Origin of the sequence: Chelatococcus reniformis, from assembly GCF_014640075.1 — a bacterium.
Taxonomy (GTDB): Bacteria; Pseudomonadota; Alphaproteobacteria; order Rhizobiales; family Beijerinckiaceae; genus Camelimonas; species Camelimonas reniformis.
Genome location: NZ_BMGG01000006.1, coordinates 332,932 through 349,958, shown reverse-complemented (window position 1 = coordinate 349,958; position 17,027 = coordinate 332,932). Strand labels below are relative to the sequence as shown.

Below are 17,027 nucleotides of genomic sequence, written 5' to 3'. Positions count from 1 at the left end.
TCGGAGGGCGGATGCAGTACTGTCTGCTATTTGTAATGTTGCAGTACAAAACCATCAGGTCAATTCAATCGAGCTTCGACGAATGGATGAAGACCCGGGCGGATCCTGCTCGGAGGCCACGCGCGCGTTGGGCCACACCCAACTACGCGGCCAGCTGACGACCAACGGCATGCGGGTGGAGCGCTGCGAGCACGCCTCCGCGGGCAAGGCGCGAAATGCTCGGCCCGGCATCGGTCGGAAGCATTGCGGCTCGAGGCTCGCTGCGGCGGTCAGCCAGCGGCGCCCTGACCGGCCGGTCCCTGCCGCTTGAAGAGGAACACGTGGCGCGCGGTGGTGCCGGCCTCGTAGCGGGCCGGCGCGATGCCGTGCCGCTCGGCGAAGTAGGAGAGCACGATGCGCGCGGCAGTCGCGCTGAGCGCCGGCTTCCACAGCCAGATGTCGTGCGCGCGATCGACCTCGTTGTCGGCGAACAGCGCCCGCTCGGCGTCATCGGCAACGCCGATGCGCCATTCCTCGGGCCGGGCGCCGAACTCCTTGAGATACGACAGGAACTCGAACTTGATCTGCTGCGGGCTGAAGATCATGGACGGCCTCAGCCGGGCAGGGGATTGAGGCGGGCCTGCTCGGAGATCGCCGCGGTGCGGCCGCGCCACTGCGCCACCAGTGCCAGCCCCTTGCGCTTGTCGTCGGCGGACATCTCGCCGATGACGCCCTCGAGCGCCTTGAGGGCGCTGCCGACGCCGTGCTGGGCGGCCAGCGACAGCCACAGGAACGCCGCGACGAGGTCCTTGTCGACGCCGATGCCGTTGGCATAGTGGAAGCCGAGGCGGGCCTGCGAGGGGTAATGTCCGGCCTCGGCGGCGCGCCGGTACCAGGTCGTCGCCTGCGTCTCGTCCTTGGCGACGCCCTGGCCCTTGCCGAGCAGCACGGCATAGTTGAACTGGGCATAGGCGTCCCCCTGTTCGGCCGCGCGCGCCAGCCATCCGGCGCCCCGCGCCTCGTCGCGCTCGACGCCTTGCCCCATGATCAGCATGGCGCCGACATTGGTGCGCGCCTGGGGGTGGCCGCGCTCCGCCGCCGCCAGGTAATGGGCAAAGGCCGCCGGCAACGAGGCGGCGACCCCCTCGCCGTTGGCATAGAGCGCGCCGAGCCAGACCTCTGCCTCGACGTCGCCCTGCCTGGCGCTGTCGGAGAAGGTGGCGAAGGCCTGTTCGAAGTCGCCGCTGCGATAGGCGGCGACGCCGGCCGCCAGGGGCGGTGGCGCGCCGGCGGAGCCGGCCTCATGGATAGGGGCGGTGGCGGTCATCTGGCCCTCGACGGTTGATAGATCGGTGTTGGGTCGATGCGCGCCGCGGTCATGCGTGCCGACAAGGCGCGCTGCATCCAGTGGCCGCTGGCGCTCGCCTGCAGCGGCAGCGGCGCGTCGATGGTGTCCGGCCTGGAGGCCGTGCCCCACTTCAGGGCGGCAACGTGGGCGCTCTCCGCCGCCCGCGCCAATGCGTCGATCAGGCCGAGCCAGCGCTCCCCATCGCCCGGCCGCGCTTCGCCGCGGCCGAAGACGGTGATGCGGGCGAGCGTCTGCCCAAGGGCGGTCGGCTGCAGCACCAGGGCGCAGGTCTGCTCGGCATCGGCGAGCAGCACGAGGTTGGGAAACAGCCAGGCGACATCCAGGCCATGGCTATCGGCGCGGCCGGCGAGCCAGGAGGAGGTGCTCGCCGCGGGCGTGTCCACGAGGCCGGTGAGGCCCAGCGCAAGCAGCTTCCAATTGGCCCGGTATTCGCGCCAGGTGGTGGCGAGGCGATCCCCGCGGGAGTTGTCGAAGAACCCGAATGCCGTGCCGGCGCCGGTGACGGCTTCCGCGAAGTCGGGCGGAGCGGCATCGAGGTTCACGAAGATCAGCGGTCCCCAGCTGCGCGCCTGGGCGGTGAGCAATCGCTCCGGCCGGAGGCCGAGATACTGGTGCATCTGCGGCGTGCCATCGCCGAGTTCGCCCGCGGCGATCGGCCCGCGGTCGCGGCTGTGGCCGCAGGAGGTGAACGAGCAGCGCGTCTTGCTGCCCTGCTGGCATTGCAGCGGCACGACGCGGCAGCCGCCGTGCTGCGCCTTGTTGAAGCGCGCCGTGAGGCCGTCCGCTGTTCGCTGCACGTGAAGGCCATGGTCGCCGACGGTGAAGGGCAGCAGATCGCCGACCTCGGGGATCTCCGCGTGGGCGCCGACGCAGATCCAGTCGCAGGCCCAGACGGCGATGTCCTCCTGACGCGCGAAGGCAAGAGACCGGAACGCGGCCGGAGGCAGCACGCGGGCCCGGCCCGGCGGCAGCAGCGCCTCGGCATAGAAGGCCGCCGCTGAGAAGTCCGGCTGCGCCGGCGGCAATTCTCGCGGCGCAACTTCGCTGGCCATGCAATTCACCCTGTTCGTGTCTCGGGCACGGGACGGGAGCGCCGTGGCCGCGGAGGCTACGGCGCTGCCCGGCGTCAGGCGGTTTCGAGCGCCGGCGACTCGTAGTCGGCCCGGCCGCGGTAGCGCACCGCGCCCGCCGGCGGCGGCGGCAGCGGGCCGTCCTTGGCGAAGCGGTCGAGCACGTTCTTGGTCAGCCGCGAGATGTTGTTGTCGCAGTTGTTCCAGGGCAGGGAGCCGCAATAGGCGATGGAGCTGAACGAGAAGCAGGCGCCGCCGTTGGGGGTCTCGTGGTAGGCGATGTCGCCGCGCACGCGTGGATGCACCGTACCGTCGAGCCCCTGCTGGTTGAAGCCGAAGTCCTCCATGACCAGGAGATAGGCCTCCGTGTGCCGGCCGGCCGAGGTCGCCACCGCAAGGGTGTGGGGCGGCGAGCCGAGCATAGTGTCGACGATATCGAGCTCCAGGCCCGCGGCGCCGCCGCCGACCAGGCCGAAGTTGCCCAGCTTCTCGTCGTAGTCGATGCCTTCGAAGGCCCAGCTGACGCGCGGATTGTTGCTCTCCGGCGTGCGCGTGAAGTAGCTCGATATGTCGAACCCTTCCGACGACATGCCGACGCCGGCCACCGAATGCAGGTAGCGGCCGCGGAAGCGCCACATGCCGCCGAGCTCGCCGGTGCCCTGGTGGTAGTATTCGCCGGGATCGGCGCGCCAGGTGCGGATGCCGGATTCGCAGCGGCGCATCTCGGTGACGACGCCCCGGCCGGAGCCGTCGTAGGCCGGGTGGTAGGAATGAACCCAGTACCAGCCATCGGCGCCCATATACATCAGACGACCGCCGCGCTGAGTGTAGTTGTGCAGAGCATCCAGCTGCGGCCCCGAATTGTGCTCGGGATGCGAGCCGGTGATGATGACGTTGTAGTTCTCCAGTCGGGCCACCCCGTCGTAGGTGACGTCTTCGTCGGTGATGACGTCGTAGTCGTAGCCCATGGTCTCGAGCCAATAGATCAAGTGCAGGTCGGCCGGGTATTGCCAGGGCGCCTGGGCCAGGAAGTGGTCGTACTTGGGCCGGATGCTGAGAATGGGCCGCAGCCGCGACGACAGGCAGATGCCGCTGCCGTCCGTGTGGGTGTCGTAGATGGAACCGCCGTACTCCCGGTGCTCGGCCAGGAACATGTTCTGCTGCTGCATGATCGGCACGCGGTAGACGAACAGCTCGGCGCCGCCGGCGTTGCAGGCCACATGCTCGTTGGCATAGGCCATGTAGCTGATGGTCGGCACCATGAAGGCGATCTTGGACTGCTCCTCGCCGACGCGCGGCACCACCCAGAACGGGATATAGTCCTCGTCGCCCTCTGTGGTCGTCAGCTTGACGGCGTAGAAGCGGCTCTTGAAGTCTGCCGGAACGGACCACGCGAAGTCCACCTCCCAGCGCGCGTCGTCGACGTCGTCGTCGTGGAAGTGGATGGCGCCGTATTCCTTCGGCGCGTGCTTCCAGTCGAAGTTTTGGCCGCTCCAGTTATGGCCGGTCATCGCCCGGGTCGGGCAGTTGACCAGCGGCGCGTCGAGCCCGTAGGGCCCCAGATCCTTCGCCGCGATGGTGTCGATGCCGGCGGAGAAATCCCAGGAGCCGATGATGACCTCGGAGAGGGCGTCGGTCGGCCCGCAGTTGCGCCGTTCGGTGAGCCCGGGCTGGGCGCCGAGCTTCATCGTCTCGATCTCGAAGCGCGACAGCGCCTTCCTGCACAGGCGCGGGCTGTCGATCTTGCCGTTGTACTTGCCGCTGAAGACGATGCCCGCCGGCAGGGAGGACTTGGCCAGCGGCCCGCCGTCGAGGCTCTCCACGTAGGCGGCGATGGCGAGCGGGATCGGCTCGGCCTTCAGCACGGTCCGGAGGTTGGTCCTGACCGGCTCGATCACCGGATCCAGCGCGTACTGGATCTGCGGCTCATGGTAGAGCACCACGTTACCGGTCGCCGCATCGAAGGTCACCGCCAGGAAGTGCCAGGCGTGGTCGCGCAGCGGCAGCGCCATGGCGATCCTGTGCTCGTTGATGCGCGCCTCGACGCAGCCCTCCTCGTTGATGAAGAGGCCGTAGCCCCTGCCGTCGCACCATTTGGTGACGAGGCCCTGCGCGCCGTGCTTCCAGTAGCGCGGATGGGTCTTGGGCGTGGTCGGCCAGATCCAGCACTGCAATGTGAAGCTGTCGACGTTGAGCGCCTTGCAATTCGGCACGTAGCCGTAGGAGCCGCCGTGCACGACCTGCTTGCGTCCGGGATAGGTCTTGTTGATGTCGGCGGCGAGCGGCTTCTCGATGAGCCCGGGGCCGCGCGGATTGGTGTCGCCGTTGATCATCTGTACCAACTCGGCCTTGTACTCCGCCGGCCCGTCGGTGTTGACATAGAACTTGATGGTGTCCCCGGGATGCACGCCGAATTTGTCGGCATATCCGGTCAGGCGCATGGCGCACATGGTTTTCCCCTCCTGCGCGTGGTCAGGTTGGCGGTGGGCGGCCGGTCCCGTGCTCCGGGTTAGGGCCCCCGCAGGTCAAAATATTCATACGAGGAATGCTCGCCGCCCGAAACCCGGAGAAAGTGTATTTCTCGGACGATCGAACAATCCAACGTTCAGATGGATTATAGAATACTTACACTTGGTTGCCTCGCCTCATTTGCACTACGGCGACCGCTCGGCATTCAAGTCGATGGATAGTCGGGTCAAGCCCGACTATGACGTGATGGGAGTGAAAGTCATTTAACTCCAACGTCATGGTCGGGCTTGACCCGACCATCCATCGCTAAGGAATCAACACCTCGGTGCAGGCATCCTGGCAGCCGACTAGGTCACGGGCCAGTTGTCGCTCCGGCGCTTCCAGCCCATGTGGAAGTCCTCCGGGTTGCCCGCTGTTTCCGGCAGTTCATCGAGACGCATCAGGAAGATGTCGTGCTGAATTTCCTGTTCGTCGGTATAGATCTTGTCGCCCACGAACTCCGGTGGCACACCGCGGACGCCGGACAGTCGGCCGATCCGCCACGCCGCGTCGGGCTTCGTGCAGATCACGATGAGCTTTCCGGCCGGCGATTCGCCGCGCATGCGCAGCAGCACCCGGCGCAGCAGATAATCCTCGTGCACGCCTCCGGTGACGATGGTGGTGTCGCCCGGCGTCTGGCACTCGAGCACGGAGAAGCCGGCGACCCCCTTCATCGACTCCACGCACCGCTTGTGCGCGTCGATCAGGCGCTGACGCTCCGGCGTGCCGGGCTTGGGGATCGAGATCATGGGTCTTGCCTCCTTACGGGTTGCGGCCCGGCCGCCCGTGGCCACCCGGGCCCTCAGATCGTCAGATGCTTCTCGATCAGCGCATCGCTCATTTCGGCCGTCGGCCCGCGGGCGACGATGCGGCCGTTGTCGAGAATGATGAAGTAGTCGCTCAGGGCACGGGCCACCTTGATGTGCTGCTCGGTGAGGATCAGCGTGATGCCGAGCTCCTTGTTGAGCATGCGCAGGGTCTGGCCGATCTCGTGCACGATGTTGGGCTGGATGCCCTCCGTCGGCTCGTCGAGCAGCAGGATCTGCGGCCCGGTGGCGAGGGCGCGCGCGATGGCGAGCTGCTGCTGCTGGCCGCCGGACAGCAACCCGGCGCGCCGATTGAGGTTCTCGGCCAGATAGGGGAACAGCTTGAGGCAGAGTTCGGGGATATCCTCCTTGCCGTCCTTTCTGGCGAAGGTGCCGAGCAGGATGTTTTCGCGCACGGTGAACTTGCCGAGGATCTGGCGGCCCTGCGGGATGTAGCCGATGCCGTAGGTGGCGCGGATGTGGGTCGGCGCGCCGCTGAGGTCCGTATCGGCGATGCGGATCGAGCCGGTGGAGCGGTCGGTGAGCCCCATGATCGTGCGCATCAGCGTCGTCTTGCCGACGCCGTTGCGGCCGAGCACGGCGAGGCAGGCGCCCTTGGGCACGTCGAAGGAGACGTTCCAGAGGATCGGTGTCTTGCCGTAGTAGGAGGCGATGTTGTCGAGGGCGAGCACCATGTCTCAGTGCTCCTCGCTACCGAGGTAGACCTCGCGGACGCGGTCGTTGGCTTCGATCTCGCCGATCGTGCCCTGCGCCAGAAGGGTGCCCATATGCATGACGGTCACCACGTCGGCGATCTCGCGCACGAAGCCCATGTCGTGCTCCACGACGATCAGCGTGTTGGTCTCCTTGAGCTGCTTGATCAGGCGGGCGGTCTTCATGATCTCGCCCTCGGTCAGGCCGGCCACCGGCTCGTCGAGCAGCAGCACCCGCGGGTTCTGCATCAAGACCATGCTGATCTCGAGCCACTGGGTTTCCCCGTGCGACAGCGTGCCGGCCTCCACCTCCAGCCGCTCGGTGAGGTTGGCGAGGGCGGCGATCTCGTCGAGCTTGCGCTTCATCGCAGCATCGCCGAAGACGAACATGTTCTTGAGCGCGTTCGTCTGCTTGCTGTAGGCGACCTCCAGGTTCTGCCGCACCGAGAGCTCGCGGAACACCGCCGGCACCTGGAACTTGCGGCCGATGCCGCGCCGCGCGATCTCGTGCTCGCCCAGGCCCGTGATGTCCTCCTCGGCGAAGTGGATGGTGCCGGAGGTGGGCTTCTGGCGCCCGGTGATGAGGTCCATGGTGGTGGTCTTGCCGGCGCCGTTGGGGCCGACGACGCAGCACACCGTCATCTCCGTCACCTCGAGGCTGAAGCCGTTGATCACCGGCGTGCCGTCGAAGCTCTTGTGCAGGTCTTTGATCTCCAGAAGGCCTGCCACGTCACTCTCCCGCCATTGCGTTGGCCCGGTCCGCCGGCTCGAGCTGCTTGGGCCGCCGGCCCGAGGACAGTGCGCCCAGGCCCATTTCGAGCAGGCCCGCCAGGCCCTTGGGCAGGAAGCGCACGACGATGATGAAGAAGGCGCCCAGGCCGAGCAGCCAGGTGCTGAGCAGGGCATCGCCCAGGTAGCTCTGGCCGCCCTGGATGATGAAGGCGCCGAGCATGGAGCCGAGCAGCGACAGGCGGCCGCCGATGCCGGCCCAGATCACCATGGTGACGCTGAAGCTGACGTCGAGCTGCGCCGGCGACACATACTGCACCAGGATGACCCAGCAGCAGCCGGCGACGGCGGCGATGAAGCCGGACAGGGCGTAGATCGCCGTCTCATACGCGGCGACGTTGTAGCCCAGGAAGCGGACGCGCTCGGCGTCGCCGCGCACCGCCTGGACCAGCAGACCGAACTTGCTCTGCGTCAGGAGCTTGGCGCCGACGGTCAGCGCGATCAGCAGGCCGCAGACCAGCCAGTACGTCGCGGGGCCGTAGGGATCGAGAGGCGTGCCCAGTATCGTCAGCGGCTGCGGCGGCGTGATGCCGTTGGCCCCGTTGGTGTAGGGCTGCATGTCGAGAATGATGGTGAACAAGGCGCTCAGCATGGCGAGCGACATGATGGCGAAGAACGGGCCGGAGACCCGCGCGCGGAACATCAGGTTGCCGAAGATCACGTAGAACAGCGTCGGCACCACGAGCGCCAGGGTGATCCCGAGGCCCGTGCTCCAGAACGGCTCCCAGAGCGCCGGCAGCTGCTCGAGGCTGTTGTTGAGCATGAACGGCGGGATCGGATTGGACTCCGGATCCTGCGTCTGCATCTGCATGGTCATGGCCATGCCGTAGGCCGCCAGGCCGAAGGCGATGCCCTGGCCCAGGTTGAGGATGCCGCCGAAGCCCCAGCACAGGCTGATGGAGAGGGCGAGCAGGCCGTAGACGCCGTAGGTGCCGAGCTGGTTCAGCAGGAAGCTGTCGCTGACGAACAGGGGCACCGCGGCGATGATCGCGAAGAAGACGCCGTAGGCCGCCCATTGAGCCAGCTTGTTGTGATAGAGGTTCATCGCCAACGCTCCCCGCTCACCGACGAACCGAGCGCGGCGCGAACAGACCTTGCGGGCGGAACCAGAGGAAGACGACGATCAGCAGGAACAGCAGGAACCGGGCGAAGGTGTCGTTGGTCACCGCTGCAAAGATCGACTGCAACTCACCGGTCAGGCCGCCGGCGAAGACGCTGCCGAGGAGGGTGCCGCCGCCCGTCACGACGACGAGGAACGCCTGCACCACATAGGCGGTGCCCATCGTCGGCAGCACGATGTTGAGCACGCCGAACAGCGAGCCCGCGACACCCGCGAGCCCCGCGCCGAGCGCAAAGGTCAGCATGTAGACCCGCGACGCGTTGATGCCAAAGGAGGCCGCCATCTCCTTGTTCTGGGTGACTGCCCTGACCTGCATGCCGAAGCGCGTGCGGTAGAACAGGAACCAGGTTCCGGCGACGACGAGCGCGGTGACCGCCATCACGACGATGCGGAACACCGACAGGTTGATGAAGCCGATTTGCAGGTTGCTGCTGAAGAGGGCCGGCACGGCGAGATACTTGGGATCGCTGCCGAAGATCAGGCGGACGGCCTGCATCAGCACGATGGAGACGCCCCACGTTGCCAGCAGCGTATCGAGCGGCCGGTTGTAGAGGTAGCGGATCAGTCCGCGCTCGATCACCAGCCCGATGGCCGCCACGACGACGAAGGAGGCGGGGATGCAGAGCAGGAACGGCAGCCCGAAATAGCTTTGCAGCAGATAGGAGCTGTAGGCGCCGAGCATGATGAACTCGCCGTGGGCCATGTTGATGACCCCGACGACCCCGTAGATGATCGTGAGCCCGATGGCGGCGAGGAGCCAGATGCTCGCGATGCTCAGGCCGAGCACCAGTGCGTTGATTAGCGAATTGAGATCCAAGCTGCCCACGGCCGAGCCGCCCTCAAGTTAAAATAGTATAATTCTATTTCGTTGGTCCGACGATGCGCCCGAACGGGGCGCATCGTGGTTCACGCGGCGGATGTCAGATCACGTTCTTGCGGATCTTGCCGTCGGGGGCCTTGAGGCCGTCCTTCGTGCACGTGCCGAGGTTGGGGTAGATCGAATAGGGGTCCGGTGCCACGTGCTCGGCAGCCTGCTTGACGATCTTGAAGCTGCCGTCCGCCTGGCACTGGCCGATCTTGGGCACCAGCCAGCAGTTGAAGTTCTGCTCGTCGATCCAGATCGGGCCTTCCGGCGACACATCGGCCCCCACCTTGATGCCGCCGCTGTTGTCGCGAATGGCGCGCGGCGTCACGTTCTCGATGCCGAGCTTGGCGGCCGCCGCTTCGAGCCCGTACTTGAAGACGTAGGCGGAGGTGTAGGTCTCCTCCATGTTGTAGTGGGTGACGCCGTTCTTGCCATACTTGCTGGCGAGGAAGTTCTCGACGAACTTCTTGTTGGTGGGGTTGTCGAGGGCCTGGAAGTAGGGTGCCGACAGGAAGTGGCCGGCGCCGAACTCGTTGCCCATGGCGCGGGTCTCGATCTCGCCGGTGGTGAGCGAGGCGATCGGCATGGAGTCGACCTTGAAGCCTTCCTGCTTGAACTGCTTGTGAAAGGCGATGTCGGAGGCGCCGACGACGGTCGAAAAGATGAAGCTGGGCTTGGCCTCGCGGATCTTGTTCAGCACGGGGCCGAACTCCGAGCTGCCGAGCGGGATGTACTCCTCGCCGAGCAGCTCGCCGCCGGCCTGCTGCAGCCACACCTTGGCGTTCTTGTTGGACTCCTTGGGCCAGACGTAGTTGGAGCCGACGAAGAAGACCTTCTTGCCGAAGTTCTGCACCATGAAGGGGATGAGGTCCTTCGAGTGCTGGTTGGCCAGGGGGCCGGTGCAGATCGTGTTCTGCGTGCACTCCGCGCCTTCGTAGCAGGTCGGGTAGTACAGCAGATGATTGTTGGCCATGACCGTCGGCAGAATGGCCTTGCGGCTGGCCGATGTGTAGCAACCGAAGATCGCGATCACCTTGTCGCGCAGAATAAGTTCTTTAGCCTTTTCCGAATAGACGGCGAAATCCGACTTCGCGTCGACGATGACCGGCTGAATGGGGCTGCCTGCAATCCCGCCCGCCTTGTTGATCTCGTCGATGGCGTACTGCATCACGAGCGTCGAGTCCTCTTCGGGGACCGCCAGAGATCCCGTCAGCGAGAACAGCAACCCGACCTTGATCGGCTCCCCCTTCTTCAGGGTGGCGCCCCAAGCCTCCGAGGAGACCGGCAGCCACACGTGGGGAGCCGCGACGGCACCCGCGGCGACGACGGTCGACTTGATGAACCCGCGACGTGAAACCTTCATGTATGTGACTCCGATGAGCTGTTGTCCGGTCGGCAGGCAGCCGACGTCGCGCGCGACAGCAGCTGCCATGGATGTTCATCGTCCTGCATCGGCGAGAGACTGCTGGCTGGCCCACATGCTTCGTAAGTCGATAGAGCATTTCCGCGTTTCTTCGAATCGCCGAAATCCTCTATCTGTTTGCTTTGTCGCGTTGTCTTCACGCGAACCGACGTCCACTTCGCTCGAAAACGCTCTAGAGCATGTCGTATCAGCGCATCTTCTTGTTCTGCTCGCGCAACATTCCCCTTTGTCGGCGAGCGCGGAGCTTGCCGAGTCGTAAGATCACCACCAGAAATATCGCCGCGCGACCACGCGAGCTGTATTGCTCGGCGGCAGCCACGCTCGTGCGGCGTTCCGGCGCAGCCTGCTTTCGGCCCACTTGAGCGCGTGCTCCCGACGCGCCATCGATCGCTCTTGGCGTCTCGCCGCCCTGGGCGATCGATCCTTCGTGGTGCCGACGAGACGCTTTGTCAGGCCCGCGCCCTGAAGCGGCGCGGATCGCTTTCGTTTCCCGTCAGGAAATAACCTTTCCTAAGTGCATCCTAGGGTCAAGGCGAAATTTTAAACAGCCCGCTTACTGCTCAGAGTTGCGACAGTTGTTACATATTTGAACTAGATGATGAGAATTTGAATAATAGCCATATATTTCATCACGAGGCGCATCCAAACCCGGCGGCGGGCACCACTTCTTGCCCCGAGATCGGCGGATGACGCGGCAGTTTCCGGAGGAGGCGCACGCTGTAGGCCACGTCTGCCTAATGCGTCGTCATTTGCACGAGGGGCACGGCTTTCCTGCTTTTGTTTGCCCTGGTTCTGTTGCGGCAGGGTCTGCGATGCGCGCGGCGTCGGCACGACCGAGATGGCCGTCCGGCGCGAGTTCGCACCGCAACCGCCGCACACAGGGCCCACGGCGGGCCCAGAGATCCTAGGTCTGCGGAGGGGGCAGCAGGCCGTTCAGGAGGATGGTGGCGATGCTGTCGCTGAGGGACCGTACGTGCGCCTCGTCGGCCACGTCGATGCCGTAGACCCACTGGGTGACTGCGCCAATGCTCAGCGTGAGCGAGGCGGCGGACGTCACGATGTTGGTGATGTCGTGCGCCGGCAGGGGGCGGATGAGGCCGGCCGCCAGAGCGTCGCGCACGGCTTCGTCGAAGGCGGCGAAGCCCGGGCCGACGAAGCGCTCCATCAGCCAGTCGAGCCGCGGCGTGCCGGCCATCGCCTCGTGCATGAGGATGCGGGCATAGTTGGGCTCGGCCGCGTTCGCCTCGACCAGGCGTCGAATGAGGATCCGCAGCCGGTCGACCGGGCCGATGTCGGCGAACTCCAGCCGTGACACGGGGAAGAAGCGGCCGCGGCGGCGCATCAGCCGGTCGATGGCGGACTTCCAGAGCTGCTCCTTGGTGCCGAAGTGATAGTGCACCATGGATTGCGTCAGCCCGGCGGCGTCGGCGACCGCGGCCGTGCTCACCGGGTCGTAGCCGTAGGCGGCGAAGAGATCGATGGCGACGTCGAGCAGCTTGTCGCGCGAGGTGTCGCCGGCGCCCAGGTCTTTCGGCGGCCGCCCGCGCGGCCGTCCCGCGGGCTTTGCCGCCTTGCGCTCCCCCAGGGGCGCTCCACGCGTCGTCGATCTGTTGTTGCGGTCGCCCGGCACATCGCTCTCCGCGTCACAGGAAGCCCGGCCGCGCTGCCGGTGTCAAATTAATAGATCAGCTTGAAAAAATTATTAGGCTGCGCAATTATGCGCCGCGATCGTCTGCTGCTCGGCCGCGGCGCGCGTGAAAAAGCCAGTAGGAGGAACGACATGAGACGGATCGGGGCGATGATGGCAGGGGGCGCGGCGCTGTTGCTCACCGCCTTGGGCGGCGGCTCGGTGCACGCTCAGAGCGCCGCGTCGGGGCCGGTCAAGATCGGCGTCATCACCGACAAGGCCTCGATCTTCGCCGATTTCGGCGGCCAGGGGTCGGTCGTGGCTGCCAAGATGGCGATCGACGATTTTGGCGGATCGCTCCTCGGACGGCCCATCGAGCTGATATCGGCCGACCACCAGAACAAGCCCGACATCGGGCTGGGCATCGCGCGGCAGTGGTTCGACGCGGACGGCGTCGACGCGGTCTTCGACGTGCTGAACTCCGGCCTGGCGCTGCCCATGCAGATCCTGGCCGAGGAGAAGAACAAGCTCGTCTTCTTCTCCGGCGCCAACAACATCGACCTCACCGGCAAGCGCTGCTCCGAGCACGGCTTCGTCTGGGGCTACGACAGCTACTCGCTGGCCAATTCCAACGTCACCGGCATCATGCGCAAGCCGGGCGCGGAGAGCTGGTACTTCATCACCATCGACTATGCCTCCGGCCACAACCTCGAGCAGGACGCGATGAAGGTCGTCGCCAAGAACGGCGGCAAGGTCGTCGGCAAGATCCGCTACCCGCTCGGCACCAAGGACTTCGCCTCGATCCTGCTGCAGGCGCAGGCATCGGGCGCGCAGGTGATCGCGCTGGCGACCGGGGGCGCCGACATGCAGAACATCCTGAAGCAGTCGCGCGAGTTCGGCCTGACCCAGCAGGTGGCGCCCCTGTTCCTCACGACCATGGATATCAAGGGCATGGGCCTCGACATGGTGCAGGGGGCGCCGGTGGTGCTCGACTACTACTGGGACCAGTCGGACGACACCCGCGCTTTCGCCAAGCGCTTCGAGGCCATCCACAAGCGCAAGCCGACCGATGTGCAGGCCACCGTCTATTCCAGCGTGCTGCACTATCTCAAGGCCGTGCAGAAGGCCGGCAGCAAGGACACCAAGGCGGTCATCGCCGCGCTCAAGGCACTGCCGGTCAACGACTTCATGACCAAGGACGCTGCAGTTCGCGACGACGGCCGGGTGCTGCGCGACATGTATTTCGCCGAGGTGAAGGCGCCGGACCAGTCCAAATACGACAGCGACTACCTCACCATCGTCGCCACGGTCCCGGGCAAGGACGGGTTCCGGCCGGCGGCCGAGAGCGAGTGCCCGCGGCTCGCCAAGCGCTGACTCGCCCCACGTTGCGAGCAATGCGCCGGTCGCCGAGCGGCGGCCGGCGCCACAGTCATCAAGAGTAGGCCCCATGCTCAAGAACGTTCTTATCGCCAACCGTGGCGAGGTGGCGATCAGAATCGCTCGGGCCTGCGGCGAACTCGGCATCGGAGCCGTCGCCGTAGCGCCGGACGACGACCGCTCGTCCCTGCACATGTCGAAGGCCGACAGGGCCGTGGGCATCCCCGGCGCCGGCGCCGCCGCCTACCTGGACGGGCAGGCCCTGGTGGCCGCTGCGCTGGCGAGCGGATGCGACGCGGTTCATCCGGGCTACGGCTTCCTCAGCGAGAGCGCCGAATTCGCCCGTGCCTGCGCGGCGGCCGGCCTGAAGTTCGTCGGGCCGTCGCCAGAGGCGTTGGAACTCTTCGGCGACAAGGCAAAGGCGATCGGCCTCGCCCGGCGTTGCGACGTGCCGGTGGCGCGCAACACCGACGCGCCGGCGAGCCCGGAGGCCATCCGGTCGTTCATGGCGGCGCTGCCCGCCGGGACGCCCATCATGATCAAGGCGGTCGCTGGCGGCGGCGGCCGTGGCATGCGTGTCGTTCACGACCCGTCTGAGCTGGCGGCCGCCTGGGAGCGCTGCGCCTCAGAGGCGCAGGCCGCCTTCGGCCGCGCGGACGTCTACGCCGAGGAGTTGATCGGCCGCGCCCGCCACATCGAGGTGCAGGTCGCCGGCGACGCCTCGGGTCACGTCATCCATCTGCACGAGCGCGAATGCAGCGTGCAGCGCCGGCATCAGAAGCTGATCGAGCTGGCGCCGAGCCCGTGGCTGGAGCCCGCCCTGCGCACGGCGCTGTGCCGGGACGCAGTCCGTCTCGCGAAAGCCGCCGGCTATGTCGGCATCGGCACCGTCGAGTTCCTGGTCGAGGTGGATGCCGAAGGGCGTGCCACCGGCCGCCACGTGTTCATCGAGATGAACCCACGGCTCCAAGTGGAGCACACGGTGACCGAGGAGGTCACCGGGGTCGATCTGGTGCATCTGCAACTGGCACTCGCCGCCGGAACGACGTTGGCGGAGCTGGACCTAGCCGAGCCGCCGTCCGTGCGCGGCCACGCCATGCAGCTGCGCGTCAACATGGAGACCCTGCAGGCCGACGGCACCACGCTGCCGTCGGGCGGCGTTCTGGCAGCCTTCGCGCCGCCGGGCGGCGCGGGCGTGCGCGTCGAGACGTCGGGCTATTCCGGCTACGAGATTCACCCGGGTTTCGACGCGCTGCTGGCCAAGCTCGTCGTCCATACGCGCAGCGGCGGCTTCGACCAGACGGCGGCCAAGGCCTATCGCGCCCTGTGCGAGTTCGAGGTGAGCGGCGTCGCCACCTCGATCCCGCTGCTGCAGGCGATCCTGCGCCACGACGATTTCCGCGCCGGCCGTGCGGATACACGCTTCGTGGAGCGTGCCGCCCCCGAACTGATCGACGGCGCCGCCGCACATCCGTCCTTCCACGCCCCGCGGGCCGCCGCGGGCCAGGCGCTTCGCGTCATTGCCGACGATGTCGACGCCGATGGGGCCGAGCCGGCGCGGTCTCCGATGCGCGGCCGCGTCGTCGCGGTCGAGGTGGCAGAGGGCGAAGCCGTCGGCGCCGGCCAGACAGTCGTCGTGGTCGAGGCCATGAAAATGGAGCATGCGATCGTCGCGGCCTGCTCCGGCACGGTCGAGCGGGTGCTGGTCGCGCCGGGCGATACGGTTCAGAGCCAGGCCCCGCTGCTGCTCATCCGGCCGGGCGAGACGGCAGCCGCTGCCGCCGCCGTCGGGTCGCAGGGGCAGGCGGCTGGTGGCGAGGCCCTGGCCGAGATCGAGACGGTGCGCGCCAGGACGTTGGACGCGCAGCGCCCCGAGGCGATGGCGCGGCTCGCCAGGCGCCAATCCCTGTCGGCGCGCCAGCGTATCGCCTTGCTCGCCGATGACGGCTCGTTCACGGAGATCGGCGGCCTGGCGCTGGCCGAGGGGCTGGGCGCCGAGGCGCCCGGCGATGGCGTCGTCGTCGGCACGGCACGTGTCGCCGGTCGGCCGGTCGTCGTCGTGGCCCAGGATTTCAGTGTCTTCGGCGGCAGCGCCGGTCACCTCGGCACCGCCAAGATGGACCGCGGCATCGCCGTCGCGCTGAAGAGCGGCCGCCCCCTCGTCATGCTGCTCGACGGCGGTGGTCATCGCATCCAAGACGGTCAGAACTCGCGCCACTACGCCCACGGCTCGCCCACGTTCCATGATCTGGCGCGCCTGTCCGGCTGGGTGCCCGTGGTCTCCGCCGTGCTCGGCGCCGGCTTTGCCGCCAACACCAATTTCTCGGGCCTCGCCGACCTCATCGTCATGGTGCGCGGCAAGTCGACCATGGGTCTCGCCGGCCCGGCCCTGGTCAAGGCCGGCACCGGCGAGGACATTTCGATCCAGGCGCTCGGCGGCGCAGAAGCCCAGGTCGACCACCACGGGCTCGCCGATCTCGGCGTCGCCAGCGAGGAGGAGGCCATCGCCACGCTGCGGCGCTTCCTCTCCTACCTGCCGGACAATGCCCAGGCGGCACGGCCGACCGTACCGTATGCCGAGGATGCGGCCGTGGAGCAGGCGCGGGCGGAGGATCTGCTCGGCATCATCCCCGCCAATTCACGGCGCAGCTACGATGTGCGCCGCATCGTCGAACGGCTGGCCGACGCCGACAGCGTGATGGAGCTCAAGCCGACCTTCGCCGGCAATATCGTCACGGCGCTGGGGCGGCTGCGCGGTCGGCCGGTGGGCTTCGTCGCCAACCAGGCGGCGGTGCTCGGCGGCATGCTCGATTCGCCGGCGTGCGAGAAGGCGGCCCATTTCGTCGGCATGTGCGACGCCTTCGGCCTGCCGCTCGTCTACCTCATCGACGTGCCCGGCTTCTCAATCGGCTCCGACGCGGAGCGGACCACGTTGGGCAAGAGGAGCGCCAAGCTCATCTTCGAGCTCGGGCAGGCGACGGTGCCGCGCCTGTCGGTGGTGCTGCGCAAGGGCTACGGGCTAGGCTACGTCGCCATGGCCGGCGGCCGCAGCTTCGATGCCGATGCCGCGCTGGCGTGGCCGACGGCGGAGATCTGCGCCATGTCGGTGGAGGGCTCGGTCGACGTCGCGCATCGCCGCGCCTACGAGACCGCTTCGGATCCGGTCGCCCGGCGCCAGGAGATCATCGACGATATCAGAAGCCGCATCGGGCCGCTGCAGGCGGCGCAAGGTTTCGGCATCGACGACATCATCGATCCGCGCAGCACCCGGGCGCGGTTGATCGAGGTGCTGGACCGCGTGCCGGCCCGGCGGGACAATGGCGTGCCGGCAAGGTTCCGACCGATCTCGCCGATCTGATCACACGAGAGGGCGGGCCCACC

General features: G+C 67.1%; 13 protein-coding genes. 2 read left to right on the top strand and 11 right to left on the bottom strand.

Translation table 11 applies throughout. From position 1 onward, the window contains the following. Nucleotides 1–269 precede the first annotated feature (269 nt). The 11 genes from IEW34_RS17970 to IEW34_RS17920 all read right to left on the bottom strand — a co-directional run bounded on the left by IEW34_RS17970 (nt 270) and on the right by IEW34_RS17920 (nt 12,272). On the bottom strand, nt 270–584 hold the full coding sequence (locus tag IEW34_RS17970; protein WP_188610590.1) for a hypothetical protein: 315 nt from the start codon (nt 582–584) through the stop codon (nt 270–272). Between the two features lie 8 nt (nt 585–592). Then, nucleotides 593–1,306, bottom strand: coding sequence for a tetratricopeptide repeat protein (locus IEW34_RS17965; protein WP_188610589.1), 714 nt, complete (start codon nt 1,304–1,306; stop codon nt 593–595). Further along, nucleotides 1,303–2,400: a Rieske (2Fe-2S) protein gene (locus IEW34_RS17960; protein ID WP_188610588.1), complete on the bottom strand. Its 1,098-nt coding sequence runs from the start codon at nt 2,398–2,400 to the stop codon at nt 1,303–1,305. The genes IEW34_RS17965 and IEW34_RS17960 overlap by 4 nt, the downstream gene beginning before the upstream one ends. A gap of 74 nt (nt 2,401–2,474) precedes the next feature. Then, entirely contained in the window at nt 2,475–4,868 is a 2,394-nt protein-coding gene (locus IEW34_RS17955) for a N,N-dimethylformamidase beta subunit family domain-containing protein (protein ID WP_188610587.1), read from the bottom strand. Between the two features lie 366 nt (nt 4,869–5,234). Then, nucleotides 5,235–5,675, bottom strand: coding sequence for a N,N-dimethylformamidase alpha subunit family protein (locus IEW34_RS17950; protein ID WP_188610586.1), 441 nt, complete (start codon nt 5,673–5,675; stop codon nt 5,235–5,237). A gap of 53 nt (nt 5,676–5,728) precedes the next feature. Continuing rightward, the gene (urtE, locus tag IEW34_RS17945) at nt 5,729–6,427 is read right to left on the bottom strand and encodes an urea ABC transporter ATP-binding subunit UrtE (protein ID WP_188610585.1); all 699 of its coding nucleotides are present in this window, start codon (nt 6,425–6,427) and stop codon (nt 5,729–5,731) included. Between the two features lie 3 nt (nt 6,428–6,430). Continuing rightward, nucleotides 6,431–7,174 (bottom strand): urea ABC transporter ATP-binding protein UrtD, encoded by a 744-nt coding sequence (gene urtD / locus IEW34_RS17940; RefSeq protein WP_188610584.1) that lies wholly within the window; start codon nt 7,172–7,174, stop codon nt 6,431–6,433. 1 nt (nt 7,175) lies between these two features. Next, complete coding sequence (gene urtC, locus IEW34_RS17935; RefSeq protein WP_188610583.1) at nt 7,176–8,279, bottom strand: urea ABC transporter permease subunit UrtC; 1,104 nt, start codon at nt 8,277–8,279, stop codon at nt 7,176–7,178. A 16-nt stretch (nt 8,280–8,295) separates the two neighbouring features. Further along, nucleotides 8,296–9,171, bottom strand: a complete 876-nt coding sequence (urtB, locus tag IEW34_RS17930; RefSeq protein WP_373288270.1) for an urea ABC transporter permease subunit UrtB — start codon at nt 9,169–9,171, stop codon at nt 8,296–8,298. A 103-nt stretch (nt 9,172–9,274) separates the two neighbouring features. Further along, nucleotides 9,275–10,582, bottom strand: a complete 1,308-nt coding sequence (locus IEW34_RS17925) for a transporter substrate-binding domain-containing protein (protein ID WP_188610581.1) — start codon at nt 10,580–10,582, stop codon at nt 9,275–9,277. A 964-nt stretch (nt 10,583–11,546) separates the two neighbouring features. Then, complete coding sequence (locus IEW34_RS17920) at nt 11,547–12,272, bottom strand: TetR/AcrR family transcriptional regulator (RefSeq protein ID WP_188610580.1); 726 nt, start codon at nt 12,270–12,272, stop codon at nt 11,547–11,549. A gap of 150 nt (nt 12,273–12,422) precedes the next feature. On the opposite strand from IEW34_RS17920, the gene IEW34_RS17915 reads away from it, so the two are divergent. Further along, nucleotides 12,423–13,643, top strand: coding sequence for an ABC transporter substrate-binding protein (locus IEW34_RS17915; RefSeq protein ID WP_188610579.1), 1,221 nt, complete (start codon nt 12,423–12,425; stop codon nt 13,641–13,643). A gap of 73 nt (nt 13,644–13,716) precedes the next feature. Beyond that, on the top strand, nt 13,717–17,004 hold the full coding sequence (locus tag IEW34_RS30925; RefSeq protein WP_188610578.1) for an acetyl-CoA carboxylase family protein: 3,288 nt from the start codon (nt 13,717–13,719) through the stop codon (nt 17,002–17,004). The last annotated feature ends 23 nt before the right edge of the window (nt 17,005–17,027 follow it).